22 protein-coding genes are annotated in these 21,305 nt (G+C 73.2%); 6 read left to right on the top strand and 16 right to left on the bottom strand.

The features are described 5' to 3' along the window. Positions 1-66: 66 nt before the first annotated feature. Both ACYVAP_RS12450 and ACYVAP_RS12445 read right to left on the bottom strand, forming a co-directional pair. Complete coding sequence (locus tag ACYVAP_RS12450; RefSeq protein ID WP_498860862.1) at positions 67-651, bottom strand: hypothetical protein; 585 nt, start codon at positions 649-651, stop codon at positions 67-69. A 65-nt stretch (positions 652-716) separates the two neighbouring features. Beyond that, the gene (locus tag ACYVAP_RS12445; RefSeq protein ID WP_498860861.1) at positions 717-1,724 is read right to left on the bottom strand and encodes an LLM class flavin-dependent oxidoreductase; all 1,008 of its coding nucleotides are present in this window, start codon (positions 1,722-1,724) and stop codon (positions 717-719) included. Positions 1,725-1,841: 117 nt separating this feature from the next. Here ACYVAP_RS12445 and ACYVAP_RS12440 point away from each other — a divergent pair, with 117 nt between their 5' ends. Next, positions 1,842-2,810: an LLM class oxidoreductase gene (locus tag ACYVAP_RS12440; protein WP_498860860.1), complete on the top strand. Its 969-nt coding sequence runs from the start codon at positions 1,842-1,844 to the stop codon at positions 2,808-2,810. A 13-nt stretch (positions 2,811-2,823) separates the two neighbouring features. Here the strand turns inward: ACYVAP_RS12440 and ACYVAP_RS12435 are convergent, their stop codons facing one another. Together ACYVAP_RS12435 and ACYVAP_RS12430 are read right to left on the bottom strand one after the other, a co-directional pair. Beyond that, positions 2,824-3,045 (bottom strand): HIT family protein, encoded by a 222-nt coding sequence (locus ACYVAP_RS12435; RefSeq protein WP_498860859.1) that lies wholly within the window; start codon positions 3,043-3,045, stop codon positions 2,824-2,826. Beyond that, a complete protein-coding gene (locus tag ACYVAP_RS12430) occupies positions 3,042-3,209 on the bottom strand; it encodes an HIT family protein (RefSeq protein ID WP_498860858.1) in 168 nt (55 codons plus the stop codon). The genes ACYVAP_RS12435 and ACYVAP_RS12430 overlap by 4 nt, the downstream gene beginning before the upstream one ends. A 62-nt stretch (positions 3,210-3,271) precedes the next feature. Here ACYVAP_RS12430 and ACYVAP_RS12425 point away from each other — a divergent pair, with 62 nt between their 5' ends. Genes ACYVAP_RS12425 through ACYVAP_RS12415 form a run of 3 tightly spaced genes read left to right on the top strand, consistent with a single transcriptional unit; the run spans position 3,272 to position 4,788 of the window. Further along, positions 3,272-4,093, top strand: coding sequence for a hypothetical protein (locus tag ACYVAP_RS12425; protein WP_498860857.1), 822 nt, complete (start codon positions 3,272-3,274; stop codon positions 4,091-4,093). Between the two features lie 36 nt (positions 4,094-4,129). Further along, complete coding sequence (locus ACYVAP_RS12420; RefSeq protein ID WP_264450096.1) at positions 4,130-4,381, top strand: type II toxin-antitoxin system prevent-host-death family antitoxin; 252 nt, start codon at positions 4,130-4,132, stop codon at positions 4,379-4,381. Further along, complete coding sequence (locus ACYVAP_RS12415) at positions 4,378-4,788, top strand: type II toxin-antitoxin system VapC family toxin (protein WP_498860856.1); 411 nt, start codon at positions 4,378-4,380, stop codon at positions 4,786-4,788. The genes ACYVAP_RS12420 and ACYVAP_RS12415 overlap by 4 nt, the downstream gene beginning before the upstream one ends. 7 nt (positions 4,789-4,795) lie before the next feature. On the opposite strand, the gene ACYVAP_RS12410 is transcribed toward ACYVAP_RS12415, so the two are convergent. From ACYVAP_RS12410 to ACYVAP_RS12380, 7 genes are read right to left on the bottom strand one after another with little or no spacing between them, the layout of a single operon-like run. Then, positions 4,796-5,311 (bottom strand): GNAT family N-acetyltransferase, encoded by a 516-nt coding sequence (locus ACYVAP_RS12410; RefSeq protein WP_498860855.1) that lies wholly within the window; start codon positions 5,309-5,311, stop codon positions 4,796-4,798. Further along, positions 5,308-7,005 (bottom strand): ABC transporter ATP-binding protein, encoded by a 1,698-nt coding sequence (locus ACYVAP_RS12405; protein ID WP_498860854.1) that lies wholly within the window; start codon positions 7,003-7,005, stop codon positions 5,308-5,310. Before ACYVAP_RS12405 ends, ACYVAP_RS12410 begins: the two co-directional genes overlap by 4 nt. Further along, positions 7,002-7,862: an ABC transporter permease gene (locus ACYVAP_RS12400; protein WP_498860853.1), complete on the bottom strand. Its 861-nt coding sequence runs from the start codon at positions 7,860-7,862 to the stop codon at positions 7,002-7,004. Before ACYVAP_RS12400 ends, ACYVAP_RS12405 begins: the two co-directional genes overlap by 4 nt. Then, positions 7,859-8,869: an ABC transporter permease gene (locus ACYVAP_RS12395; RefSeq protein WP_264450101.1), complete on the bottom strand. Its 1,011-nt coding sequence runs from the start codon at positions 8,867-8,869 to the stop codon at positions 7,859-7,861. The genes ACYVAP_RS12400 and ACYVAP_RS12395 overlap by 4 nt, the downstream gene beginning before the upstream one ends. Then, the gene (locus ACYVAP_RS12390; RefSeq protein ID WP_264450102.1) at positions 8,866-10,512 is read right to left on the bottom strand and encodes an ABC transporter substrate-binding protein; all 1,647 of its coding nucleotides are present in this window, start codon (positions 10,510-10,512) and stop codon (positions 8,866-8,868) included. Before ACYVAP_RS12390 ends, ACYVAP_RS12395 begins: the two co-directional genes overlap by 4 nt. Then, the gene (locus ACYVAP_RS12385; protein WP_264450103.1) at positions 10,509-11,765 is read right to left on the bottom strand and encodes an aminotransferase-like domain-containing protein; all 1,257 of its coding nucleotides are present in this window, start codon (positions 11,763-11,765) and stop codon (positions 10,509-10,511) included. The genes ACYVAP_RS12390 and ACYVAP_RS12385 overlap by 4 nt, the downstream gene beginning before the upstream one ends. Next, positions 11,765-13,165, bottom strand: a complete 1,401-nt coding sequence (locus ACYVAP_RS12380; protein ID WP_264450104.1) for an FAD-binding oxidoreductase — start codon at positions 13,163-13,165, stop codon at positions 11,765-11,767. The genes ACYVAP_RS12385 and ACYVAP_RS12380 overlap by 1 nt, the downstream gene beginning before the upstream one ends. 646 nt (positions 13,166-13,811) lie before the next feature. Between ACYVAP_RS12380 and ACYVAP_RS12375 the strand changes: the two genes are divergently transcribed. After that, entirely contained in the window at positions 13,812-15,401 is a 1,590-nt protein-coding gene (locus tag ACYVAP_RS12375) for an HNH endonuclease signature motif containing protein (RefSeq protein WP_498860852.1), read from the top strand. A gap of 31 nt (positions 15,402-15,432) precedes the next feature. On the opposite strand, the gene ACYVAP_RS12370 is transcribed toward ACYVAP_RS12375, so the two are convergent. The 3 genes from ACYVAP_RS12370 to ACYVAP_RS12360 form a co-directional block, all read right to left on the bottom strand. Then, on the bottom strand, positions 15,433-15,957 hold the full coding sequence (locus ACYVAP_RS12370; RefSeq protein WP_498860851.1) for a hypothetical protein: 525 nt from the start codon (positions 15,955-15,957) through the stop codon (positions 15,433-15,435). 73 nt (positions 15,958-16,030) lie between these two features. Continuing rightward, positions 16,031-17,005 (bottom strand): cation diffusion facilitator family transporter, encoded by a 975-nt coding sequence (locus ACYVAP_RS12365; RefSeq protein ID WP_498860850.1) that lies wholly within the window; start codon positions 17,003-17,005, stop codon positions 16,031-16,033. Next, positions 17,002-17,376, bottom strand: coding sequence for an ArsR/SmtB family transcription factor (locus ACYVAP_RS12360; RefSeq protein WP_264450110.1), 375 nt, complete (start codon positions 17,374-17,376; stop codon positions 17,002-17,004). The genes ACYVAP_RS12365 and ACYVAP_RS12360 overlap by 4 nt, the downstream gene beginning before the upstream one ends. Positions 17,377-17,504: 128 nt before the next feature. On the opposite strand from ACYVAP_RS12360, the gene ACYVAP_RS12355 reads away from it, so the two are divergent. Continuing rightward, positions 17,505-19,076: a long-chain-fatty-acid--CoA ligase gene (locus ACYVAP_RS12355; protein WP_498860849.1), complete on the top strand. Its 1,572-nt coding sequence runs from the start codon at positions 17,505-17,507 to the stop codon at positions 19,074-19,076. Positions 19,077-19,095: 19 nt separating this feature from the next. Here the strand turns inward: ACYVAP_RS12355 and ACYVAP_RS12350 are convergent, their stop codons facing one another. Further along, complete coding sequence (locus ACYVAP_RS12350) at positions 19,096-19,512, bottom strand: rhodanese-like domain-containing protein (protein ID WP_498860848.1); 417 nt, start codon at positions 19,510-19,512, stop codon at positions 19,096-19,098. Between the two features lie 77 nt (positions 19,513-19,589). Continuing rightward, entirely contained in the window at positions 19,590-21,152 is a 1,563-nt protein-coding gene (locus ACYVAP_RS12345) for a DEAD/DEAH box helicase (protein WP_498860847.1), read from the bottom strand. Positions 21,153-21,305: the final 153 nt, after the last annotated feature.

The raw sequence follows: 21,305 nt of genomic DNA, 5'->3' as shown, positions 1-21,305 counted from the left end.
CGAGCGTCGTCAGCCGGTCGGGCCGAAGGTCGCCACGGGCACGCCCGAGAGCGGGCTCGGCTCCCGTCACATGTCGCGGGCGGAGGTGATCAGCTGCGTCCCGCCCGCGCACACGACCGCGAGATCCAGCAGGTCCCCGGCGTCGGAGATGTTCGTGCCCGAGTCCCGGGCGAGCGCCGACGTCACGTCGACCCGGCCGCCGGGACAGTCCTGGACCTCTCCCTCGAGGGAGGGGACGAGGGTGGTGAGCACGTCCTCCTCGGGGACGGGATCCGCACTCGCCGCACCGCCGTGGTCGGAGGCGCCGGCAGCGGCCGTGGCCGTGAGGAGCTCGTCGACCTGTGTGGGCTCCAGCTCGATCACCGCCTGCCACCAGTAGTCATCGGGTGCCGGGATCGGCTCCCGCTCGGCGGGGTCGGTGAATCGTCCTTCGGCGATCGTCACCGCAGCCACGTCCTCGAGCACCGGGACGTGCTCGTCGACCAGATCGGGGGAGTGCGTGACCTGGCCCGGCCGGTAGTAGCGGTCCGAGTCCTCGTCGTACGACCAGTCATCGACCTCGCGGTCCGTGCCGCCGAGGAGGTCGCAGCCGGTCAGCAGTGCAGCGGTGAGCACGGCACCTGCGACGGCGCGGGCGTGCTGGTGCGCCATGGGGTCCCCCTCTCGTACGTCGTCCCCGGATGTCTACCAGGTGCCGCCATCCGCCGCCCCGCGGCTCAGAGCCCCCAGGCCTCGGCGAGCAGCTCGATGCCGCGGATCCGGTGCTCGGGGTCGAAGTAGTTGGCGGTGACGATGAGCTCGTCCGCCTCGGTGGCGTCGACGATCGCCTCGAGCTGGGAGACGACGCTCGACGGGGAGCCGACGGCGCGGATCGAGAGGGTCTGCTCGACCTGCTGCATGAGGTGGTCGGGGTAGGCGCCCTCGAGGTCCCGCGGCGGCTGCGTCTTCATCCGCTGCCCGGTGACGATGCCGAGGAACTGCTGCACGTTCGTGGTGAAGAGGTGCTGCGCCTCCGCGTCCGTCGGTGCGATGACGACGTTGACGCCGACCATCGTGCGCGGCGCGTCGATCTGCGCGGCCTCGCTCTGGGTGGCGCTGAAGCTCTCGCGGTACACGCGCAGCGCGTCGAGGTACTGGAAGGGCGCGAAGTGCGAGGCGACGGAGAACGGCATCCCCAGCTGTGCGGCGAGCCGGGCGCCGTTGGTCGTGGAGCCGAGGATCCACATGGGCACGTCGGTGCCCTCGGCGACGCCGGCGCGGATCGGCAGGCGGCCGCTCGGCTCGGCCCGGGACCAGTCGCGCATCTGCTCGACGGCGGCGACGAAGGCACCCGGCTCCGCGGAGGTGCGGGCCAGCAGCTGCGCCGTGTACTGGTCGGTGCCGGGCGCGCGGCCCAGGCCCAGGTCGATCCGGTTGCCGTGGAACTGGACGAGCGTGCCGAACTGCTCGATGACGGCGAGCGGGGAGTGGTTGGGGAGCATGATCCCGCCGGAGCCCACCCGGATCCGCTCGGTGAGGGAGGCGGCGCGGTCGATCAGCAGGCTCGTGGCGCTCGAGGCGAGGGACTCCGCGTTGTGGTGCTCGGCGTACCAGTAGCGGGAGTAGCCGGAGCGGTCCGCGGCCTGCGCGGCGCGCATCGAGACGGCGATCCCCTCCCGGGCGTCCTGCCCCTCGCTGAGGGGGACCAGATCGAGGATCGACAGGGGGACGTGGGGCGTGCTCATGGCGCGAGCCTAGCCACGTCACGGGCGCCGTGGCGGGGCCCGGAGGAGGGGGATGGATCACCCGCCCGGACGCCCCGGAACGGGAAGAGACGCGGGGCTCGCGGCGTTGCGGATGCCGTGGAACTGTCCCTCCTCGATCGCACCCGCACGCGCTCCGACCTGCCCGAGCAGGCGGCGCCCGGGCACAGCATCGAGCGGGCCGTGGCCGCGGAGGCGCTCGGCTACCGCCGCTTCTGGGTCGCCGAGCACCATGCCGTGCCGGGCATCGCGAGCCCCGCCCCGGCGGTGCTGCTCGCCGCGATCGGCCAGCGCACCTCGAGGATCCGCCTGGGCTCCGGCGGCGTCATGCTCCCCAACCACCGCCCGCTCGTGGTCGCCGAGCAGTTCCTGCTGCTCGAGGCGCTCACCCCGGGCCGCGTGGACCTGGGGCTGGGGCGCTCGCTCGGCTTCACCGCCCCGGTGCGGGATGCGCTGGGCCGTGACGCCGCGAGCCCCGAGGAGTTCGCCCGCGAGGTCGAGCAGGTGCGGGACCTCCTCGCCGGGGACGGCCCGATCACCGCCCGCCCGGCCGCCGCCACGCCGCCGCCGCCGCACCTGCTCGCGACCGGAGCGGGCCTCACCACGGCGGCGCAGCTGGGCCTCGGCGTCGTCATCGGCGGGCCGATCCTCCACAGCGAGGACCTCGGCGCGCAGGTCAGCGCCTACCGCCGCGGCTTCCGCCCCCACCGGGGGAGCCGTCCCCACGTCATGCTCTCGATGGACCTGCTCGTCGCGAGCACCGACGCCGAGGCCCGTGAGCTCGCCCTCCCGGAGATCTGGGCGATGGTCGCCTCCCGCGTGACCGGCGAGTTCCCGCCGCTCGAGGACCCGGCGACGATCCGCGCCCGCGACCTCACCGCTCGCGAGGCCTCCCGGGTCGAGCAGGGCCTCGCGACCGCCTGGGCGGGATCCGCCGCGACCCTGCGCCCGCGGGTCGAGCGCCTGGTCGAGGCGACCGGGGCCGACGAGGTCCTCGCCTCCGGATCGACCTTCGACCGCGACGCGCTCGCCGCCTCGGACGCCGCGGTCGCGGAGCTGCTGGGCTGAGCGCCGGGCCGCCTCACCCGATCTCGTAGCGCCCGCGGCCGACGACGGCGTGCCGCACGCCGCCCGTCGGATCCTCCACGTCCCCGTCGAACCGGGGGATGAGGTGGAGATGCGCGTGGAAGACCTTCTGCCCGGCGGCCCGGCCGGCATTGAAGCCGACGTTATAGCCATCCGGACGGAGGTCGCGATCAAGGGCGGCCTTGAGCGACTCGATGAGGTCGAGCGCCGCGCTCACTCCTCCGGCGTGGCCTCGAACCAGGTCACCACGGGCCTCCGAGGGATGACGAGCGCATGGCCGGGGGAGACCGGATGAGCGTCCCGGATCGCGAAGCACAGATCGTTGCCCGCGAGATGCTGCTCCGCGGGGACGGCGAGGAAGGGCGAGGGCTGCGATGCCATGGCGCCGATCCTCCCATCGCCGTCGCGGCAGGGGTCGGCTCGCGCTCGTCTAGGGTCGGCGCATGAGGGACGGACGGGGGACTGCCGGGGTGCTGGGGATCGACGTGCCCGACTCCCTCCTCGAGCAGTGGCGGGGCTGGTACGCCCCCGCGGTCCAGCCGTTCCCGATCGAGCGCCTCGATGACGGGGAGCGCGCGCTCCTCCCGCAGCGCATGCTCCGGCCCACCCCCGAGGTGCGCGACACCTTCTTCCTCTACCGCGGGCCCTGGGCGTGGCTCGACGAGGGGGAGTTCCGTGCTCTGCCGAGCGGTCTGCGACGTCGGCTCCTCAGCGCACGCCGGCAGGCGATGAGGCCCAAGCCGTCCCCGGTATGGCCCTCGGAGCTCGCCGAGGCCGGGGACGCGCCGCTGTGGCGATGGGTCGAGGCGGGCACTCCCCGGAGTCGTCACCGGGACGTGACGGACCAGGTCTGGGAACGGTGCGGGCAGAGCCTGCCGCACGCCCGGGCGCTCGGCGGGACCTTCCCCGCAGGTGGGTCCGGGGCGAACTGCTTCGCGACCGTGCTCGCCGCCGCAGGGGATACGGCGGCAGCGGAGAGGTGGGTGCAGGGCGACGAGTTCGGGGCGTGGCTCCGGGCCAGGACCGCGCCCATCAACAGCCCCGCGAGCGACGGGGATCCCGGGACGGTGCTCGTATGGCGCGAGCACGGAGCCCTCGCCCATGCCGCCGTGACCATCGGCGGCGGCTGGGCCCTGGTGAAGCCGTCGCAGGCCTGGTGCAGCCCACGGCTCGTGCAGCCCACGCGCGAGCTGATCCTCGGCTGGCGCCATCCCGGGACGCGGATGGAGCGGCATGGTCTGGTCGAGAGGACACGAGCGGAGTAATGTACCTACTACAGGTACATCGAAAGGAGGGTGACGATGTCGACCACGATCACGAGCCGTGAGTTCAACAGGGACGTCTCGGCGGCGAAACGCGCGGCGGCGAAGGGCCCGGTGACGATCACGGACCACGGTCGGCGCTCCCATGTGCTGCTGACCGCGGAGGAGTTCGACCGCCTCAGCGGAAGACGGGAGCTCCTGGGGGACAGGCTCTGGGCCCGAGGGACCGAAGAGATCGACCTCGACCTCCCGGAGCGCAGGATCGAGGCGCCGCGGGAGATCGACCTGTGACGTACCTTCTCGATACCAACGTGCTGAGCGATGCCCGAGCAGGGCGCTCTCCTGTTGTCCGCACGTGGCTGAGCCGGCAGGAAGTGGAGGAGCTGCATCTCAGCGCCGTCACGATCCACGAGCTCGAGCGCGGCATTCGGCAGAAGGAGCGTGCCGACCCCGCAGGAGCACTGCCGCTGCGCAGGTGGCTCGACGAGGACATCAGGCCGACCTTCTCCGGCAGGATCATCCCGATCGACGAGCGGGCGGCGATCGCGGCGGCCGCGCTCCACATCCCCGATCCGATGCCCCAGATGGATGCCCTCATCGCGGCCACGGCTGCCGTTCACGAGCTCACGCTGGTCACCCGCAACATCCAGGACTTCCATCGCGCCCACATCCCGCTGTTCGATCCCTGGTCGGCGTAGTGCGGGATCAGATGTCAGTCGCCGTGAGGTCCTTCCGGAAGCAGACGCTGATCCCGTCGGCAGGGTCGTAGGGAGCGAACACGGGGACGCGCTCCCAGCCCTGCCGCTCGTAGAGCGCGATCGCCTCGGGCTGGCGGTTCCCGGTCTGCAGGAACAGCTCCGTGGCGCCCTTCTCGCGGGCACCCTCCTCGAGCTGCTCGAGCACGGCGCTCGCGAGGCCCAGACGGCGGTGCCCGGCGTCGATGAACAGGCGCTTGACCTCCCAGCGGTCCGGGAGCCGCCGCAGGGTGCCTGTCGCGGCGACCTCGCCGTCCACGAGGGCGAGCAGCAGGAAGGCGACGTCCTCCGTGGTGGGCGGCGCCGGGCGGGGGCTGTCCCCGCGCAGGGCCGCGTACCGGGGGCCGATCTCCGCGTCCATCGCGGTGCGCAGGGCCTCGCCGCGCTGATCGTCCCAGGTGGTGCGCTCCCAGGTCAGGGTGCGGCCGTCCCGCAGGAGCGTCCGTCCCTGATCGGTGGCGGTCATGCGGGCACCTCCGTCGTGTCCCGGCGGGCGGGGATCGACTTGATGAGCTGGCGCGTGTACTCCTCGCGCGGATCCGTGAGCACGCGGCCGACGGTCCCCGCCTCGACGACCTCGCCGCGGCGCAGCACCGTGAGGGTGTCCGCGAACTGGCGCACCACGCCGAGGTCGTGGGAGATGAACAGGTAGGTCAGGCCCAGGTCCCGCTGCAGGGTGAGGAGCACCTCGAGGATCCCCGCCTGCACGGTCACGTCGAGGGCGCTCGTCGGCTCGTCGAGCACGAGGACGTCCGGCCGCAGGGCGAGGGCCCGGGCGATCGCGACGCGCTGGCGCTGCCCGCCGGAGAGTGTGCCCGGTCGCCGGGAGCGCAGCGCCTCGGGCAGGCGCACCGCCTCGAGCGCCCAGGCGGCGCGCTCCTCCCGCTCGGCGCGGTCCCCCACGCGGTACAGGTCCAGCGGCTCGCGGACGATCCGCTCCACGGTGAAGCGCGGGTCCAGGGAGGTGAAGGGGTTCTGGTGGACGATCTGCAGGTGGCGGCGCACCTCGCGCAGCGCCCGACGGTCCGTCGGATCCACCGCGCGGCCGCCCACGCTGAGGCTCCCCGCGTCCACGGTCTCGAGGCCCAGCAGGGCGCGGGCCGCCGTGGACTTCCCCGAGCCGGACTCGCCCACGAGGGCGTGGGTGCGGCCGCGGGGGATCGCGAAGGAGACACCGTCCAGCGCTCGCACCTCGCGGTCACGGCTGCGGAAGGTGCGGGAGACGTCGGAGACTAGCACCTGCGGCGCATCGGTGCGGAAGGCGTCGCCCGTGAGCGGGTGCCGCTCGTCCCGCTCCGCGCGCAGTCCCGCGAAGCGCTTCGGGTTCAGGCCGGGGACGTCCGCCTGCAGGGCCCGCGTGTACGCCGAGCGGGGCGCGGTGAACACCTGCGCCGTCGGCCCCGCCTCCTGGACGGCGCCGTCCTGCAGCACGACGACCTCCTCCGCGCGGGCGGCGGCGATCGCGAGGTCGTGCGTGATCAGCAGGACCCCGATCCCGAGCTCGCGGCGCAGGTCGTCGAGCAGGTCGAGGATCTGCTTCTGTACGGTGACGTCGAGGGCGGAGGTCGGCTCGTCGGCCACGAGCAGCCGCGGCCCGGGCAGGATCGCGAGCGCGATGAGCACCCGCTGCAGCTGCCCGCCGGAGAGCTGATGGGGGAAGGAGTCGATGATCCGCTGCGGGTCCGGCAGCCCCACCCGCTCGAGCGCGCCGCGCACGAGCGCCTCGCGGTCCGCGCGGCGGCGCGCTCCGGGCACGAGCGCCGCCGCCTCGAGGGCCTGCGCGCCGATCGAGCGCACCGGGTTCAGCGAGGAGCCCGGATCCTGCGGGACGAAGCCCAGCACGCGGCCGCGCAGCGGCAGGAACTCCGCCTCGCGCAGGCCAGTGAGCTCACGGCCCTGCACGGCGATCGAGCCGTCGACGCGGGCGCGGCGGGAGCCGAGCAGCCGCAGCACGGCCCGCGCGATCGTCGACTTCCCCGAGCCGGACTCGCCGATCAGCGCGAGCGCCGAGCCCTCGGCCACGGTGAACGAGACGTCGTGCACGACCTCGGTGTCCCCGTAGGCGACGCTCAGACCGCTCACCTGCAGCAGCGGGGCGGGCGGCGCGGGCTCCCGGGCCGTTCCGTCGGTGCTGCCCTGCGTGTGCTCGATAATGCTCATCGGTTCCTCCCCTGATCCAGCCAGCGGCTGATGCGGCTCACGGACAGCACGACGACGGCGATGACGAGACCCGGCGCGATCACGAGCCACGGGGCGTGCAGGAGGTGCTCGCGGCCGTCGGAGACGAGCAGACCCCAGTCGGAGGCCGGGGGCGGATCCCCGTAGCCGAGGAACGCGAGACCGGCGATCACGAGGATCGCGACGCCGAACTGCAGGATCGCGAGGGACACGACGGGCCGCAGCGCATTGGGCAGCACGTGCCGCAGCAGCACGTACGCGGAGGAGCCGCCGTTCACGCGTGCCGCCTCGATGAACACGCTCGTGCGCACCCGCAGCACCTCCGCCCGCATGAGCCGGGCGAACACGGCGACCGCGGAGACGCCCGTCGCGATCGCGGCGTTGCGGGTGTCGTAGCCGAGCGCCGTCACGACGACCACGGCGAGCAGGAAGCCGGGGATCGCGAGCAGCACCTCGACGACGCGGCCCACGACCGCGTCCACCCAGCCGCCGAGGTAGCCCGAGAGCAGGCCCAGCACGCCGCCCACCACCACGCCGATCGCGACCGCGATGAGGGCGCTCGTCATCGAGGAGGCGGAGCCGTGGATGATCCGCGTGAGCAGGTCCCGGCCCAGGTGGTCGGTGCCCAGCCAGTACTGCCCGCCGGGCGCGGTGAACTTGTCGTCCGGGACGCCGAGCGCCGGGTCGTGGCGCGTGAACAGGCCCGGCACGAGCGACCAGGCGAGGACCAGCACGATCACCGCGAGGGACAGGATCACCGTCACGGGCGGCCGCCGGCGGGCGAGAGCGCGCGGGCGGGCCGCGGCGAGCGGCCCGGTGGTCAGGGCGGTGGCGGTCATCGGGTTCCCTCCGTCCCGCGCAGCCGCGGGTCCAGCAGCGGGTACAGCAGGTCGATCACGAGGTTCACGACGACGAACACGGCGGCGGAGAGCACCACGGCGACGAGCAGCACGGGGACGTCCTGCGCGGCGACCGCCTTCTGCACGACCGTCCCCACGCCCGTGCGGCCGAAGATCGTCTCGGTGATGAGCGAGCCGCCCAGCACCTCGCCGAGCACGAGGCCGACGACGGTCACGGTGGGCAGCAGGGACGGGCGCAGCAGGTGCCGCAGCACCACCTGCGCGGGAGGCAGGCCGCGCGAGACGGCGACCTCCGCGTAGTCCTGGCCGGCGGACTCGTCGAGCGCGGTGATGAGCACCTGCGCGATCTGCGCGGAGACGGGGATCGCGAGGGTGAGCGCCGCGGCGAGCGTGGAGCCCGCGCTGTCCGGGTCCACGAGGCTGAACAGCCCCAGGTTCACGGCGAGCACCTGGATCAGCACGAGGCCGATGAGGAAGTTCGGGGTCGAGAGGAACACCGTGGGCAGGGCGCGCACGACGCCGTTCAGCGGCCCCTCCGGCAGCAGTCGCGAGAGCAGGCCCAGCACGGCCGCGATGAGCACCGCGAGCACGAGCGCCGTGACGGCGAGGGCGAGCGTCGAGGGGATCGCGGCGCCGAGCACCGCGGTGACCGGCTGCGAGGTGGACAGCGACAGCCCCAGGTCCCCGCGCACCGCATTGCCGAGCGAGATCAGCAGCTGCACGAGGACGGGCTGGTCGAGGCCGTGGAAGGAGCGGATCTGCGCCTTCTCCGCGTCGGTGTACCCGGCCTGCGGGCTGTCCAGCTGCGCGGAGATCGGGTCGCCCGGGATCGCGGCGAGCACGAGGAACACGAGCACGTAGGCGAGGACGACGACGATCAGCGCCTGGCCGGTACGGCGCGCGGCGAAGGACGCGTAGCGGCGGGCGGAGGCGGCGGCGGCCGACGGCGTCGCGGCCCGGCGGGGGAGGGTGGCCGCGGTGCTCATGAGGGCTCCTTCGTGGCGGCGTGGTACGAGGGGATCGCGACGGCGTTGAAGGTGATGCCGCTCAGCCCCGGGGTCTGCACGTAGATGCGCTGCACGTTCTGCTCCAGGGGGATGAAGTACGCCTGCTCGAGCACGTGCCGGGACAGCTCGTCGACCACGCCGGCGCGCTCCTCGCGGGAGACGGCGCCCGCGACCTCGTCCCGGAGCCGCACGAGCTCCGCGTCGGAGGAGCCGACGGCGAACCAGTCCTCGCCCTCGTCGGTCACGACCCCGGCGACCGTGCCGACGTCCACGAAGCTGCGGGTCACCTCGGCGACGCCCTGCGTCGGGTCGTTGGTGACGCGCTCGCCCCAGGTGGGGATGTCGAGCTTCTGCGTGCGCACATGGATCCCGAGCCGACCCAGGTGCTGGCCGATCAGCTCCGCCTCGGGGACGGAGCCGGTGAGGTACGGGGTGGGGTAGATCGTGAAGCCGAGCTGCACGCCGTCCTTCGTGCGGAAGCCGTCGGCGTCGCGCTGCGTCCACCCGGCCTCGTCGAGCAGGGACGCCGCGAGCTCCGGGTCGTAGTCGAAGAGGTCCGTGAGGTCCGTGGCCTCGGGGACGCCGGACTGCAGCCAGCTCGTCGCCGGCTCCCAGGCGTCGGTGAAGACGGTCCGCAGGATCTCCGCCCGGTCGATGCCGCGCGTGAACGCCTGCCGCACGCGCACGTCGTCGAAGGGCGCGACGTCGGTGCGGAGGTTGTAGCCGTGCACGAAGCCGAGGTACCGGGGCACCTCGATGTGGAATCCGGCCTCCGTGAAGGAGTCCAGCACCTGCGGGTTCACGTTGTAGGACACGTCGGTCTGGTGGGCGCGCGCGGCGGAGGCGCGCAGCGTGTCGTCCGGGAGCACCGTGAAGGTGATCGCGGCGAGGCTCGCCGGTCCGCTCGCGCCGAGCACCTCGGGCGCCCAATCGTAGTCCTCGCGGCGCACGAGGCGCACATGGTCACCGGCCGCCCAGGAGTCCAGCACGAAGGGGCCCGAGCCGATCTGGAAGGCGAGGTCGGACTGCTGCTCGAGGGAGCCGGCGAGGCTCGACGGGGCCATGAGCTGGCAGCCGTGGTAGCCGAGGGTCGGCAGGAAGGAGAGGGTCGGCGCGGTGAAGGTGACCCGCACGGTCCGCGCGTCCACGGCCTCCGCGGCCTCGAAGGTGCTGCCCGGGAACAGGCCCACCCGGGCGAGCCCCTCCTCGGGCCGGCCGACGGCCCAGGCCTGGATGTTCGCGACGACGGCCTCCGCGTCCAGCGGCGTGCCGTCGGAGAAGGTGACGCCGTCCCGGAGGTGGAGCACGTACGCGGTCGCGTCCTCGTCCTGCTCCCAGGACTCCGCGATCCACGGGGACACCTTCCCCTCGGGGTCGGTGTGCACGAGCTTGTCCGTGAGCTGCTGCCACACGTTCGCCTCGTAGCTCGAGATGGCGCTCTTGGAGGGCACCCAGCCGCCGTCGAGGTTGGAGATGAGGAAGCTGAGCTCCTGGTCCTGCGCGTCGGCGCCGCCGTCGGCCTGTGCGGCGTCGACCGCGCAGCCGGCGAGGGGGAGCGCGGCGAGGCCCAGGGCCCCGGCCCCGAGGCCCTGCAGGAGGTGACGCCGGGAGGTCCGGGTCATCGCCGCGCCTCGGGGGAGGTGAGGGCGCCGACGAGCCGCTCGACGCCGGTGCGCAGGCCGTCCTCGGGGAGGTGGCTGATGCCGATCCGCAGGCGGCCGCGGTCCTCCGTGCCCTCCTCGAGGAAGAAGAAGCGGCCGAGCACGGCATCGGTCCCGAAGCGGGTGCGGGCCAGCTGCTGCGCGGCGGCGAGGTCCACGCCCTCGTCATCCACGCGCGCCCACAGGAAGATCCCGCCGCTGCGGTGATCCACCGTGACCCCGCCGGGGAGGGCCGCGTCGAGCAGCCCTGCGACGAGGTCGAAGCGGTCGGCGTAGGCGGTCCGGGCGCGGTCCGCGATGCCGTCGAGGCCGCCGTCCAGCGGGGCATGGTCGCCCGCGCCGACGATCCGCTCGACGACGGACTGCACGAGCACCGAGGAGTGCTGGTCCTGGTTCGCGCGCAGACGCGTCACGGGGCCGACGAGCCAGGTGGGGAGCACGAGATAGCCGAGCCGCAGCCCCGGGCCGAGGACCTTCGAGAAGGTCCGCACGTGCACCACGAGCTCGGAGCCGAGGTCGTAGTCCGCGGGCACCTCGACGCCGGGGAAGCCGAGGCCCGCATAGGCGTTGTCGGAGACGATGACGAAGCCGTAGCGCTCGGCGAGCTCCGTGAGCCGCTCACGCTGCGCCGCCGGCGTGACGAAGCCCGTCGGGTTGTGGAAGTCGGGGACCGTGTACAGGAGCTTGGGTCGCGCGCCCGCCTCGAGCCGGGCCTCGAGGGCGTCGATGTCGAACCCGTCCTCGCCGAGCGCGAGCGGGAGCACCTCGACCTCGTGGTGCTGGAGGTCGCGGAAGATCAGCGGGTAGGTGGGGTCCTCGACGACGATCCGGTCGCCGCGGTCCAGCAGTGCGTCGAAGACGAGGGACAGGCCGTGGAAGGCGCCGTTGGTGACGAGCACGCGGCTCGCGTCCACGCCCTCGCGCTCCGCGATCCACTCGCGCAGCGGGGTGATCCCCGGCGTCACGTTGTACTGCAGCGCGGCGACGAGGGCCTGCGGGTCCTCGGTGAGCGCGGCGGTGGCACGGCGGATCGCGTCGAGGGGGAGGGCGTCCGCGCTCGGGGCCCCGCCCAGCAGCGGGACGGCCCCGGGCAGCGCTCCGGCGGCCTTGCCGAAGCCGCGCGAGCGGTCCCCCCGCGCGCCGAGCGCGGAGAGGAGCCCGCCGGCGAGGCGCTCGGGGGAGAGGCGGGCGGGGGCGGTCGAGGTCGTGGTCATCACAGGGCCTTCCCGGGGTTCAGCAGGTGGCGGGGATCGAAGGCGTCCTTCAGGCGGCGCTGCAGGTCGCGGGAGGGGGTCGGGAGCTCGAGGTCGAGCCAGCCGCGCTTGGCGGTGCCGATGCCGTGCTCGCCGCTGATCGTGCCGCCCAGGTCGATCGCGGCCCGGACGAGGTCGTCCGCGGCGGCGAGGATCGCGGGCGGGAGCTGCCCGGGCACGTCCTCCGGGGCGGAGGGCAGGGCGAGGCTCGGGTGGAGGTTGCCATCTCCTGCGTGGGCGACGGCGGAGGTCTGCACGCCGTGGCGGGCGCCGATCTCCGCGAGCTCCGCGAAGACGGCGCCCAGCTGGGACTTCGGCACCGCGACGTCCTCACCCAGGCGGTGCCCGCCGGCGCCCGATCCGCGGCCCGAGCGGCGCAGCTCCCACAGGCGCTCCGCCTCCGCCTCGTCCTCGATCACGCGCAGGGTCGCCCCGGCGACGGTGAGCGCCGCGGTGAGGTCCGTGGTCTGCTCCTCGACGCCGTAGCCGTCGAGCTCGATGAGCAGGATCGTCGTGTCGCCCTCGGCGATCCGGGACCCCGCGTTCGCATCGATGTCGTGCAGCGTCGCCGCATCCAGCAGCTCCGTCGCGGCGGGCCGCACGGGGCTCAGCGAGATCGCGTTGACCCCGGCCGCGGCGGCGGTCGTCGACGAGAAGCGGGCGAGCAGGGTGCGGCGGGCGACGGGAAGCGGGCGGATCCGCACCGTCGCGGCGGTGACCACGGCGAGCGTGCCCTCCGAGCCGATGAGCAGCTGCGTGAGGTCCAGGCCCGTGACGCCCTTGATCGAGCGGTGGCCGGTGCGCAGGAGCGTGCCGTCGGCGAGGACCGCCTCGAGGGCGAGCACCGACTCGCGGGTCACGCCGTACTTCGCGCAGTGCAGCCCGCCCGCGTTGGTGGCGATGTTGCCGCCGATGCTCGAGAGCCGCGCGCTCGCCGGGTCCGGTGCGTAGAAGAAGCCGTGCGGGGCCAGCGCGGCGGAGAGGTCCGCGGTGATGACGCCCGCCTCGACCACGGCGACCTCGTCGAGCGGGTCGATCTCGCGGATCGCGGTGAGCCGCTCGAGGCCCAGCACGATCGCGCCGTGCGAGGGAACGGCGCCGCCGGAGAGGCCGGAGCCGGAGCCGCGGGGCACGACGACGGTGCCCGTCTCGTGGGCGGCGCGCAGGGTCGCCTGGACCCCCGAGGTGTCGCGGGGCAGGACGAGGAGGAACTCGGTCCCGGCCTCGGCGCGGACGGCCGTGTCCCCCGCGTAGCGCTCCTCGGGCTCCGTGATCACGGCGTCCTCGCCGATCTCGGCGCGCAGCCGGGCGGCGAGGTCGGTGAGGTGCGGGTTCAGCCCGGTGGGCGCGGTGGTCGTCACGCTGGCTCCTGGAGGTCGGAAGTGATCGCCGTCCATGGTGGGGGCGATGGAGGCATAAGAGCAAACGATGACCAACATAAGCGTTCATATCGCGTCACCCGAGGGTGGGGATGGGTGGGCGGCGAGCCTGCCGGAGGAGCCGGCGGGGGCGGCGGCGGTGGTCGGCGGGAACGGCTCGAACGACCGTGAAAGGCGTGCGTGGTGTTTCGCCAGGAGCCAATGATGGCCTTTCCTTCACAGTGGCAGGTTATCCACATTCTTGGCGTTCGCATTGACGTGTGAGAGTGGGGGATGGAGGTGGCGCTGAGGGTGGGCCTGAGGTGGTGTGTGCTGCGATGGGGGAGCGAGCTGGCCACCATTGCTGCCGGTCACATGATGATCGATGCGGTGCGGCCGGTCTCGAGGTCGCCGCCATCCATGGTCCTGGGGCTGCTGCCGCTCGCGGCCTGCCCTCGCCGACGCCGCGGATCGTTCCTCCCCCGAGGATGGTCGTCCACATTCTCGGGTAGGTCGTCGAGAATGCTGGCGATCGGCGAACGGGTGTTCTAAAATGAGAGGGTGGGGCGAGGCGAGTTCCCTCGTTCTCGTCGATTCCGCGCAGTGCGGGGGAGTGCCGGGAAGATGCTCCGGGGAGGGGTGGTGGGTGATGACGGTGACGCGACCGCACGGCTCCGCGCCGTCCGATGGCGAGCGGCCCCAGCGCGCCGAGCACCCCGATCACACCGGGGTGCACGACGATCCCGGCAGCGCCGCGCTCTCCCACCGGTTCCGTCGGCCGCCCCGCGGGCGCAGTCACGTGACCGCCGAGAACCTCGCGGCGAAGGGGGATCTCGAGGAGGACTCCGCGGAGGCCCTCGTCCTCCGCCGTGTCCTCGAGCGGCGCCGCACCGTGCACGCCCACCTCTACATCGAGGAGCTCCGTGACCTCGCCTCCCTGTGGGACGGCGCCTCCGGGGACGACGGCGGCAACGGGATCGCCGCCGGGCTGGTGCTGCGGTCCCGGATCGGCCGCGCCACCCGTCGGCTCCACGACGCCTACATCGGGGTCACCGATCTGCCCGAGTGCCTCGCCCGGGTCGAGACGGGGGACCTGCCCACGGAATGGTTCGACCAGCTCGTCCGCGCCGTGCGCGACCTGCCCGGGGCCCAGCGGCGGCAGGTCGACGAGACCGTCGCGGGGTGGCGGGTCGAGTCGCTGTCCCCGGATCGTTTCCGGACCCTCGTGAAGCACCTCGTGACCTGGCTCGACCCCGAGGTCGGCGCCGGAGGCGACCCCGCATCGAGGCGCGACGTCTTCCTCGAGCACGCGCCCGCACCGGACGGGACCGCGTTCCTCACCATCGTCGGCCCGATCCCGGAGATCCTCGACCTCAGCACGCGTCTGGACCAGGCCGCCCGCTCGGTGCAGGACGCGCAGCGGCACGCCCTCGAGCGGATCGCCGCCGGTGGCCAGGACCAGCAGATCCCCTGGGACCGGGACGGGGAGGTCGCCGCGAGCGGGCGGCCGATGTCGCTGCGGGCACTCCGCTACGTGCTGCTCACGCGCAGCCCGATCGCGACCGACGGGGTCGAGGTCCCGTCGATGCCGCTGCGGATGAACCTCACCGTCCCCGTCCTCTCCCTGCTCGGCATGTCGGACGCCCCCGCGACGCTCGAGGGAGTGCATCCGATCCCGATCGACATGGCCCGCACGCTCTGTGCCCGGGCGACCGTGTGGCATCGTGTCCTGACCCACCCGATCACCGGGGAGTTCCTGCCGGTCGCGGCCCAGCAGTACCGGCCCAGCGCGGCGATGATCGAGCACCTGAGGCTGATCGACCCCGTGTGCGCGGTGCCGGGCTGCGATCGCACCGTTCTCCACGTGGGGGAGTGGGACCACATCGAGGAGTTCGACCATCTCGATCCCGCCGCGGGCGGGCCCACCTCGCCGGAGAACCTCCACGGGCTCTGCCGGAGCCACCACCGGATGAAGACGGACGGAGCGCTGGATCCCCAGCGCTCCCCGGACGGCGCCTCCACGCGGTGGGCTGCAGGCGGCACCGACTGGGTGGAGATCCAGGCGAACTCCGACCTCGTCACCAGCGTCCTCGCCGCGACGTACCAGCGGGTCTGGGACCGGTTCCAGGAGAGGATCCGCGTCGCCGAGGCGATCGCCGCGGGCCGGAACGGTCCACCGGGCGCTGCCATCCCCGGCGATGAACCGCCATCATCATCGGAACCCGACCCGCCGTTCTGAGTCGCTGCCCCGCGCCCCGGGACAGAGCGGCTCAGTACCCCGGAGGGCGGTAGCCGGCCGCGGCGTACTGCGCCGCCAGCCGCTCGTTGTGCCGCGAGGCGGCCATGCATCCCCAGATCATGCTCGTGATCCATGCCGCGACCCCGATGAGCGGGACGAAGGCGAAGAGTGCGGCGCCGAAGCCCAGTGTCAGCACCGAGAGGATGCCGATCACGACGACCGCGAGCACGATCGCGCCGAGCGTCACCCCCAGCAGGATCAGCGCGCCCGAGGTCGTCGCGTAGAACATGCCCAGCACGCCGAAGAAGAAGGTGAGCACGAAGGTCACGCCCACGCTCCTCGGTGCCGGCATCATCATCACCGGGGGAGGGCCGTAGGCGGCCGACGCGGCATAGGGCTGGACGTGTCCCGGGTGCAGGGGTGCGTGCTGAGGATGGCCGGCCTGCTGCTGCGGCATGCCGTAGGGCTGCGCGACCGGCACGAGCTCGCCCTGCACGACGGGTCCCTGCGGCCGGTGCTCGCGCCGCGGATCAGGCGCGATGGGTGAGGTGGTCATGGAATCCCCCTGATGCTCGTCGCTCGGCCGAGATTTCCGCTCGGCGTCCCGGTCATCGTAGGGGACGCGACCGTCACGCCTGCGGGGGCCGCAGCGCCGTCTCGTCGTCCCCGTGGATCGGGACGTGCGCCTCGGGGATGTCCTCGTAGCTCGCGGGATCGGAGATCGGCTCGAGGTGCGTGAGCACGCGCAGCGACGGCAGTGCCGTCATGAGCTCCGTCTCGAGCTCCTCGATGTAGTCGTGGCCCTGCTTGACCGTCCACTCGTCCGGCACGAGCACGTGCACGTTCATGTAGCGCTCCTGGCCGGCCTCGCGGGTCTGCAGGCCGTGGAAGGTGACCGTGCCGTCGGTGCGACGTCGGAGGATCTCGGTGATGACCTCGTTCTCCTCCTCCGGCAGCGCCTTGTCGAGCAGCCCCGAGACGGACTCCGAGATCAGGTCGACGCCGGCGACGATGATGTTCACGCCCACGAGGAACGCGACGACCGGGTCCAGCCGGTCCCAGCCGGTGATTACCACGAGCGCGACGCCCACGAGCACGCCCGCGCTGGTGACGACGTCGGTCATGAGGTGCTTGCCGTCCGCCCGCAGGGTGATCGAGCGGTGCGTGCGCCCCGCGCGCAGCAGCACCAGGGCGACGCCGCCGTTGACGAGGCTCGCGACGACGCTGATCGCGAGGCCCCAGCCGACGTTCTCGATCGGTCGCGGATGGATGAAGCGCTCGACGGAGCTCACGAGGATCACGGCCGCCGCCACGAAGATCATGACCCCCTCGACCGCGGCGGAGAAGTACTCGGCCTTCGCGCGGCCGTAGAGGAAGCGCTCCGTCGCGGGACGGATCGCGACCCGCAGGGCGATCAGTGCGACGACGGCGGCGACGAGGTTGACGACGGACTCGGCGGCGTCGGAGAGCAGGCCGACGGAGCCCGTCATGACCCAGGCACCGGCCTTGAGGGAGATCGTGAGGATCGCGGCGGCGATCGACAGCCATGCGAACCTCGTGAGGTCCACGCGCTCCGGGGCGGGACGGGGGGTGGTGGTGGTCATCGGCGCTCCTTGCGCGGGGGATCGGGGGCGAGCGAGCCGTCGGGGGCGATGTGCTCGAAGATCTGCTCGACGAGCTCCACCACGTGCGGATCGTCCACCGTGTAGTAGCTGTGCCGGCCTTCGCGAGTCGCGGAGACGATGCCGGTGAGCCGGAGCTTGCGCAGGTGCTGACTCGTGGTGGGCAGGCTCAGCCCCACCTTCTCGGCGAGCTCGCCCACGTCGTAGCGGCCCGTGCTCATGAGTTGCACGAGATGCAGCCGGGCCGGGCTCGCGAGCATCGAGAAGGTGTCCGCGGCGGCGGCGAGCTGCGGCTCGGTGGGGCCGCCCGCAGGGGCGGCACCGCTCGGTGCGGGGCGGGGAGGTGTCGGCACGTCGGCCATCCTCCCCGACGTTTCGTCACTCGCGCAACTGACGAATCGTCGGCTGTGGCGGGGCCGACATCGACGCGGCCCCGCTATCGTGTGGCCACCCTGACACCGTCGTCCGTGGAGGAGAACCCATGTACAACCTCGCCGTCGCCCTCGAGGACAGCGCCCGCACCGTCCCCGACCACCCGGCCCTCGTGCTCGGGGAGACCTCCCTGACCTACGCCCAGGTCGATGCCGCCGCGAACCGGGTCGCCCACCTCCTGGTCTCCCTCGGCGTGGTCCCCGGGGACCGTGTGGTGCTCAGCTGCCCCAATCTCCCGCAGTTCCCGATCGCCTACTTCGGCATCCTCAAGGCCGGCGCCGTCGTCGTCCCCATCAACGTGCTGAGCAAGCCGCGCGAGATCACCTACTTCCTCGACGACGCCGAGGCCGTCGCCGCCCTCTGCTTCGAGGGCACCGAGGAGCTGCCCATCGGCCGCTTCATGGTCGAGGGCGCCCGCGAGGCGGCCCGGCCGCCGCAGGTCGTGCTCATGACGGCGGATCCGGCGACCCCCAGCCCCTACGAGGGCGTGCCCACCCTCGCCGCGGCCGTCGCCGAGCTCCCCACGCGCTTCGAGACCGTCCAGCGCCGCGAGACGGACACCGCCGTCGTGCTCTACACCTCCGGCACCACCGGCCGGCCCAAGGGCGCCGAGCTCAGCCACTCCAACCAGCTGATGAACGCGCTCACCTGCAACCGACTGTTCGACTCCAAGCCGGGGGCCGACACCCACCTCGTCGCGCTGCCCCTGTTCCACACCTTCGGCGCGACCGTGAACCTCACCTCCGGCTTCTCGCTCGGGGCGACCCTCGTCCTGCTCCCCCGCTTCGACCCGCAGCAGGCTCTCGACCTCCTGCTCGCACACCGGGTGACCGTCTTCGCCGGCGTCCCCACCATGTGGTGGGCGCTGCTGCGGCAGCTCACTGTTTCGGCGGGGGCCGGCGGCGAGGGGATCGCCGAGCGTCTCACCGAGCACCTGCGCCTCGGCGTCTCCGGCGGTGCGCCGCTGCCCGTGGAGATCCTGCGCGAGGTGCGCGAGCGCCTCGGCATCTCGATCATGGAGGGCTACGGCCTCTCCGAGACCTCCCCGGTGGCGAGCTTCTCCCTCGCGGACCGCCCCCGCCCCGGCTCGATCGGGCTGCCGGTGTGGGGCGTGGAGATGGACCTCATCGACCCGACGGACCCCGACTGGGGCAGGGTCGAGGGGGCCGACGCGATCGGCGAGATCATCGTGCGCGGCCACAACGTCATGACCGGCTACCTGCGCCGCCCCGAGGAGACCGAGGCCGTGCTCCGCGACGGCTGGTTCCGCACCGGTGACCTCGGCCGGCGCGACGAGGAGGGCTTCTACTTTGTCGTGGACCGCTCGAAGGACATGATCGTGCGCGGTGGCTACAACGTGTACCCGCGCGAGGTGGAGGAGGTGCTCATGGGCCACGAGCAGGTCTCCCTCGCCGCCGTGGTGGGCGTCCCCCACGACCGGCTCGGCGAGGAGGTCCGGGCCCACGTGATCCTCGTCGACGGCGCGAGCATCGGCGTCGAGGAGCTGACGGCATGGGCCAAGGAGCAGATGGCGGACTACAAGTACCCGCGCGAGATCGTGCTCGAGACGCAGCTGCCGATGACGGCGACCGGCAAGATCCTCAAGCGCGAGCTGCGCTGAGCACCGGCCGGACGGGAGGTCAGTCCACGTACCGGTCCGGCTCCGCGGCCACCGGCAGCCCGGCCGCCGCATAAGCGCGGAAGCCGCCGCGCAGGTCCGTCGCCCGGTGGAAGCCGAGCGCCCGCAGGTCCCGCGCCGCGAGCGAGGAGTGGTAGCCCTCGTTGCACACCACGACCACCTCGTCGTCGTAGCCCGGACCGCCCGGCATCCGCCACGCGCCCTGCGGGTCCAGGCGCCACTCTAGGACGAGCCGCTCCACGACCACCGCCCCCGGGATGTGCCCCTCCGGCTCCCGGGTCACGGCCGAGCGCACGTCGATCACATGGGCGCCGCGCGCGATCGCCGCGGGCAGCGCCTCCGGCTCGACGGGGCTCGCGCCGGCGCGGGCCTCGGCGAGGACCTGGTCGATCGAGCGGGGCGGAGTCGGCTGCGGCATGTCGCCCACCGTAGAGGAACGGCCCCGGGCCGGTGGCGGCGCCACCGGCCCGGGGCCGTTGTTCGTGCGAGGTCGGGTCAGCGACCGCGACCGGAGGAGAAGGCCGCGAGGCCGCCGCTCGGGCGCTCACCGCTCGAGGTCGAGTAGACGCCGGAGGAGCCGCCCTGGCGACCGCCCGAGCGTCCCTGGCCGCCGGAACGGCCCTGGCCGCCGGAGCGTCCGCGACCGCCGGAGCGACCGCCCTGCTCGCCGTCGCCGCGACCGCCCTGACCACGGCCGCCCTGACCGCGGCCGCCCTGGCCGCGACCACCCTGCTCACGATCGCCGCCCTGGCCGCGACCGCCGCGACCGCGACCGCCGCCCTGACCGCGACCGCCCTGACCACGGCCGCCGCGACCGCCCTGACCGCCGCCGGAGGAGGCCTGCTGGGGCTGCTCGCCGGAGGGCGCCTCGACGGGGGAGTCGGAGATGATGCGCTCGCCCGGGGCGAGGTCGCGCAGCACGTCGCTGGTCACGCGGACGCCCTGGTGGTGCGTCGGGCGGATGTTCGCCTTCCGCATGAGGTCGTGGACGTCCTTCTTCTGGTCCGGCGTCTGCACCGTGATGACGGTGCCGCTCTCGCCGGCGCGGGCCGTGCGGCCCGAGCGGTGCAGGTACGCCTTGTGCTCGACCGGCGGATCGGCGTGGACCACGAGGCCCACCTCGTCCACGTGGATGCCGCGTGCGGCGATGTCGGTGCACACGAGCGTCGAGGCGGTGCCGTCGCTGAAGGCCTCGAGGTTGCGCGTGCGGGCGCCCTGGGAGAGGTTGCCGTGGAGCTCCACGGCGCCCACGCCCTGGGCGCGCAGCTTGCGGGCCATGTTCTTCGCCCCGTACTTGGTGCGGGTGAACATGATGGTGCGGCCGGGGGCGGCGGCGAGGTCGCGCAGCACGTCGAAGCGGTCGTCCGCGCCCACCTCGAGCACGTGGTGCTCCATGGTGCCCACGGGGCTCGTCGCCGGATCCGCGGAGTGGGTGACGGGCTCGTGCAGGAACTCCTTGACGAGCTTGTTGACGCCGGAGTCGAGGGTCGCGGAGAACAGCATCCGCTGGCCCTTCTTCGGGGTCGCGGCGAGGATGCGGCGCACCATCGGCAGGAAGCCCATGTCGGCCATGTGGTCGGCCTCGTCGATGACGGTGATCTCGACGCCGCCGAGGTCCGCGTGACCCTGGCCCATGAGGTCCAGGAGGCGGCCCGGGCAGGCGATGAGCACGTCGACGCCGCCGGCGAGCGCCTGCACCTGCGGGTTCTGGCCCACGCCGCCGAAGACGACGGTGCTGCGGAGGCCCACGGCCTTCTCGAGCGGTCGCAGCGACTCGGCGATCTGGGAGGCCAGCTCGCGGGTGGGAGCGAGGATCAGGGAGCGGGGGCGGCGCGCGGCGCGGCGACGCGGGTCGGCGAGCAGCCGCGCGACGAGCGGCAGCAGGAAGGCGTAGGTCTTGCCGGAGCCGGTGCGGCCACGGCCCAGCAGGTCACGGCCGGCGAGGGAGTCCGGCAGCGTGGAGGACTGGATGGGGGTGGGGGTCGTGATGCCCTGCGGGGCGAGGGCGGCGACGAGGTCGGCGGGGACGCCGAGCTGGGCGAAGTCGGGGGAGGTCAACGGGTATCCGTTCTGGAGGTTCGTTCCGCCCGGCGCGCAGCGGCCCGGCGCGTCAGGGAAGGGATCTCCGGGACGCGGCCTCCGGCCGGCGCTGTCACCACCGCGTGCGGGTGGGACCTGTGCCGCGGCGGGAGGACGGCACGCTCCGTCGAC

Source organism: Brachybacterium horti (genome assembly GCF_054777615.1).
This window is presented reverse-complemented; position numbering and strand designations above follow the sequence as displayed.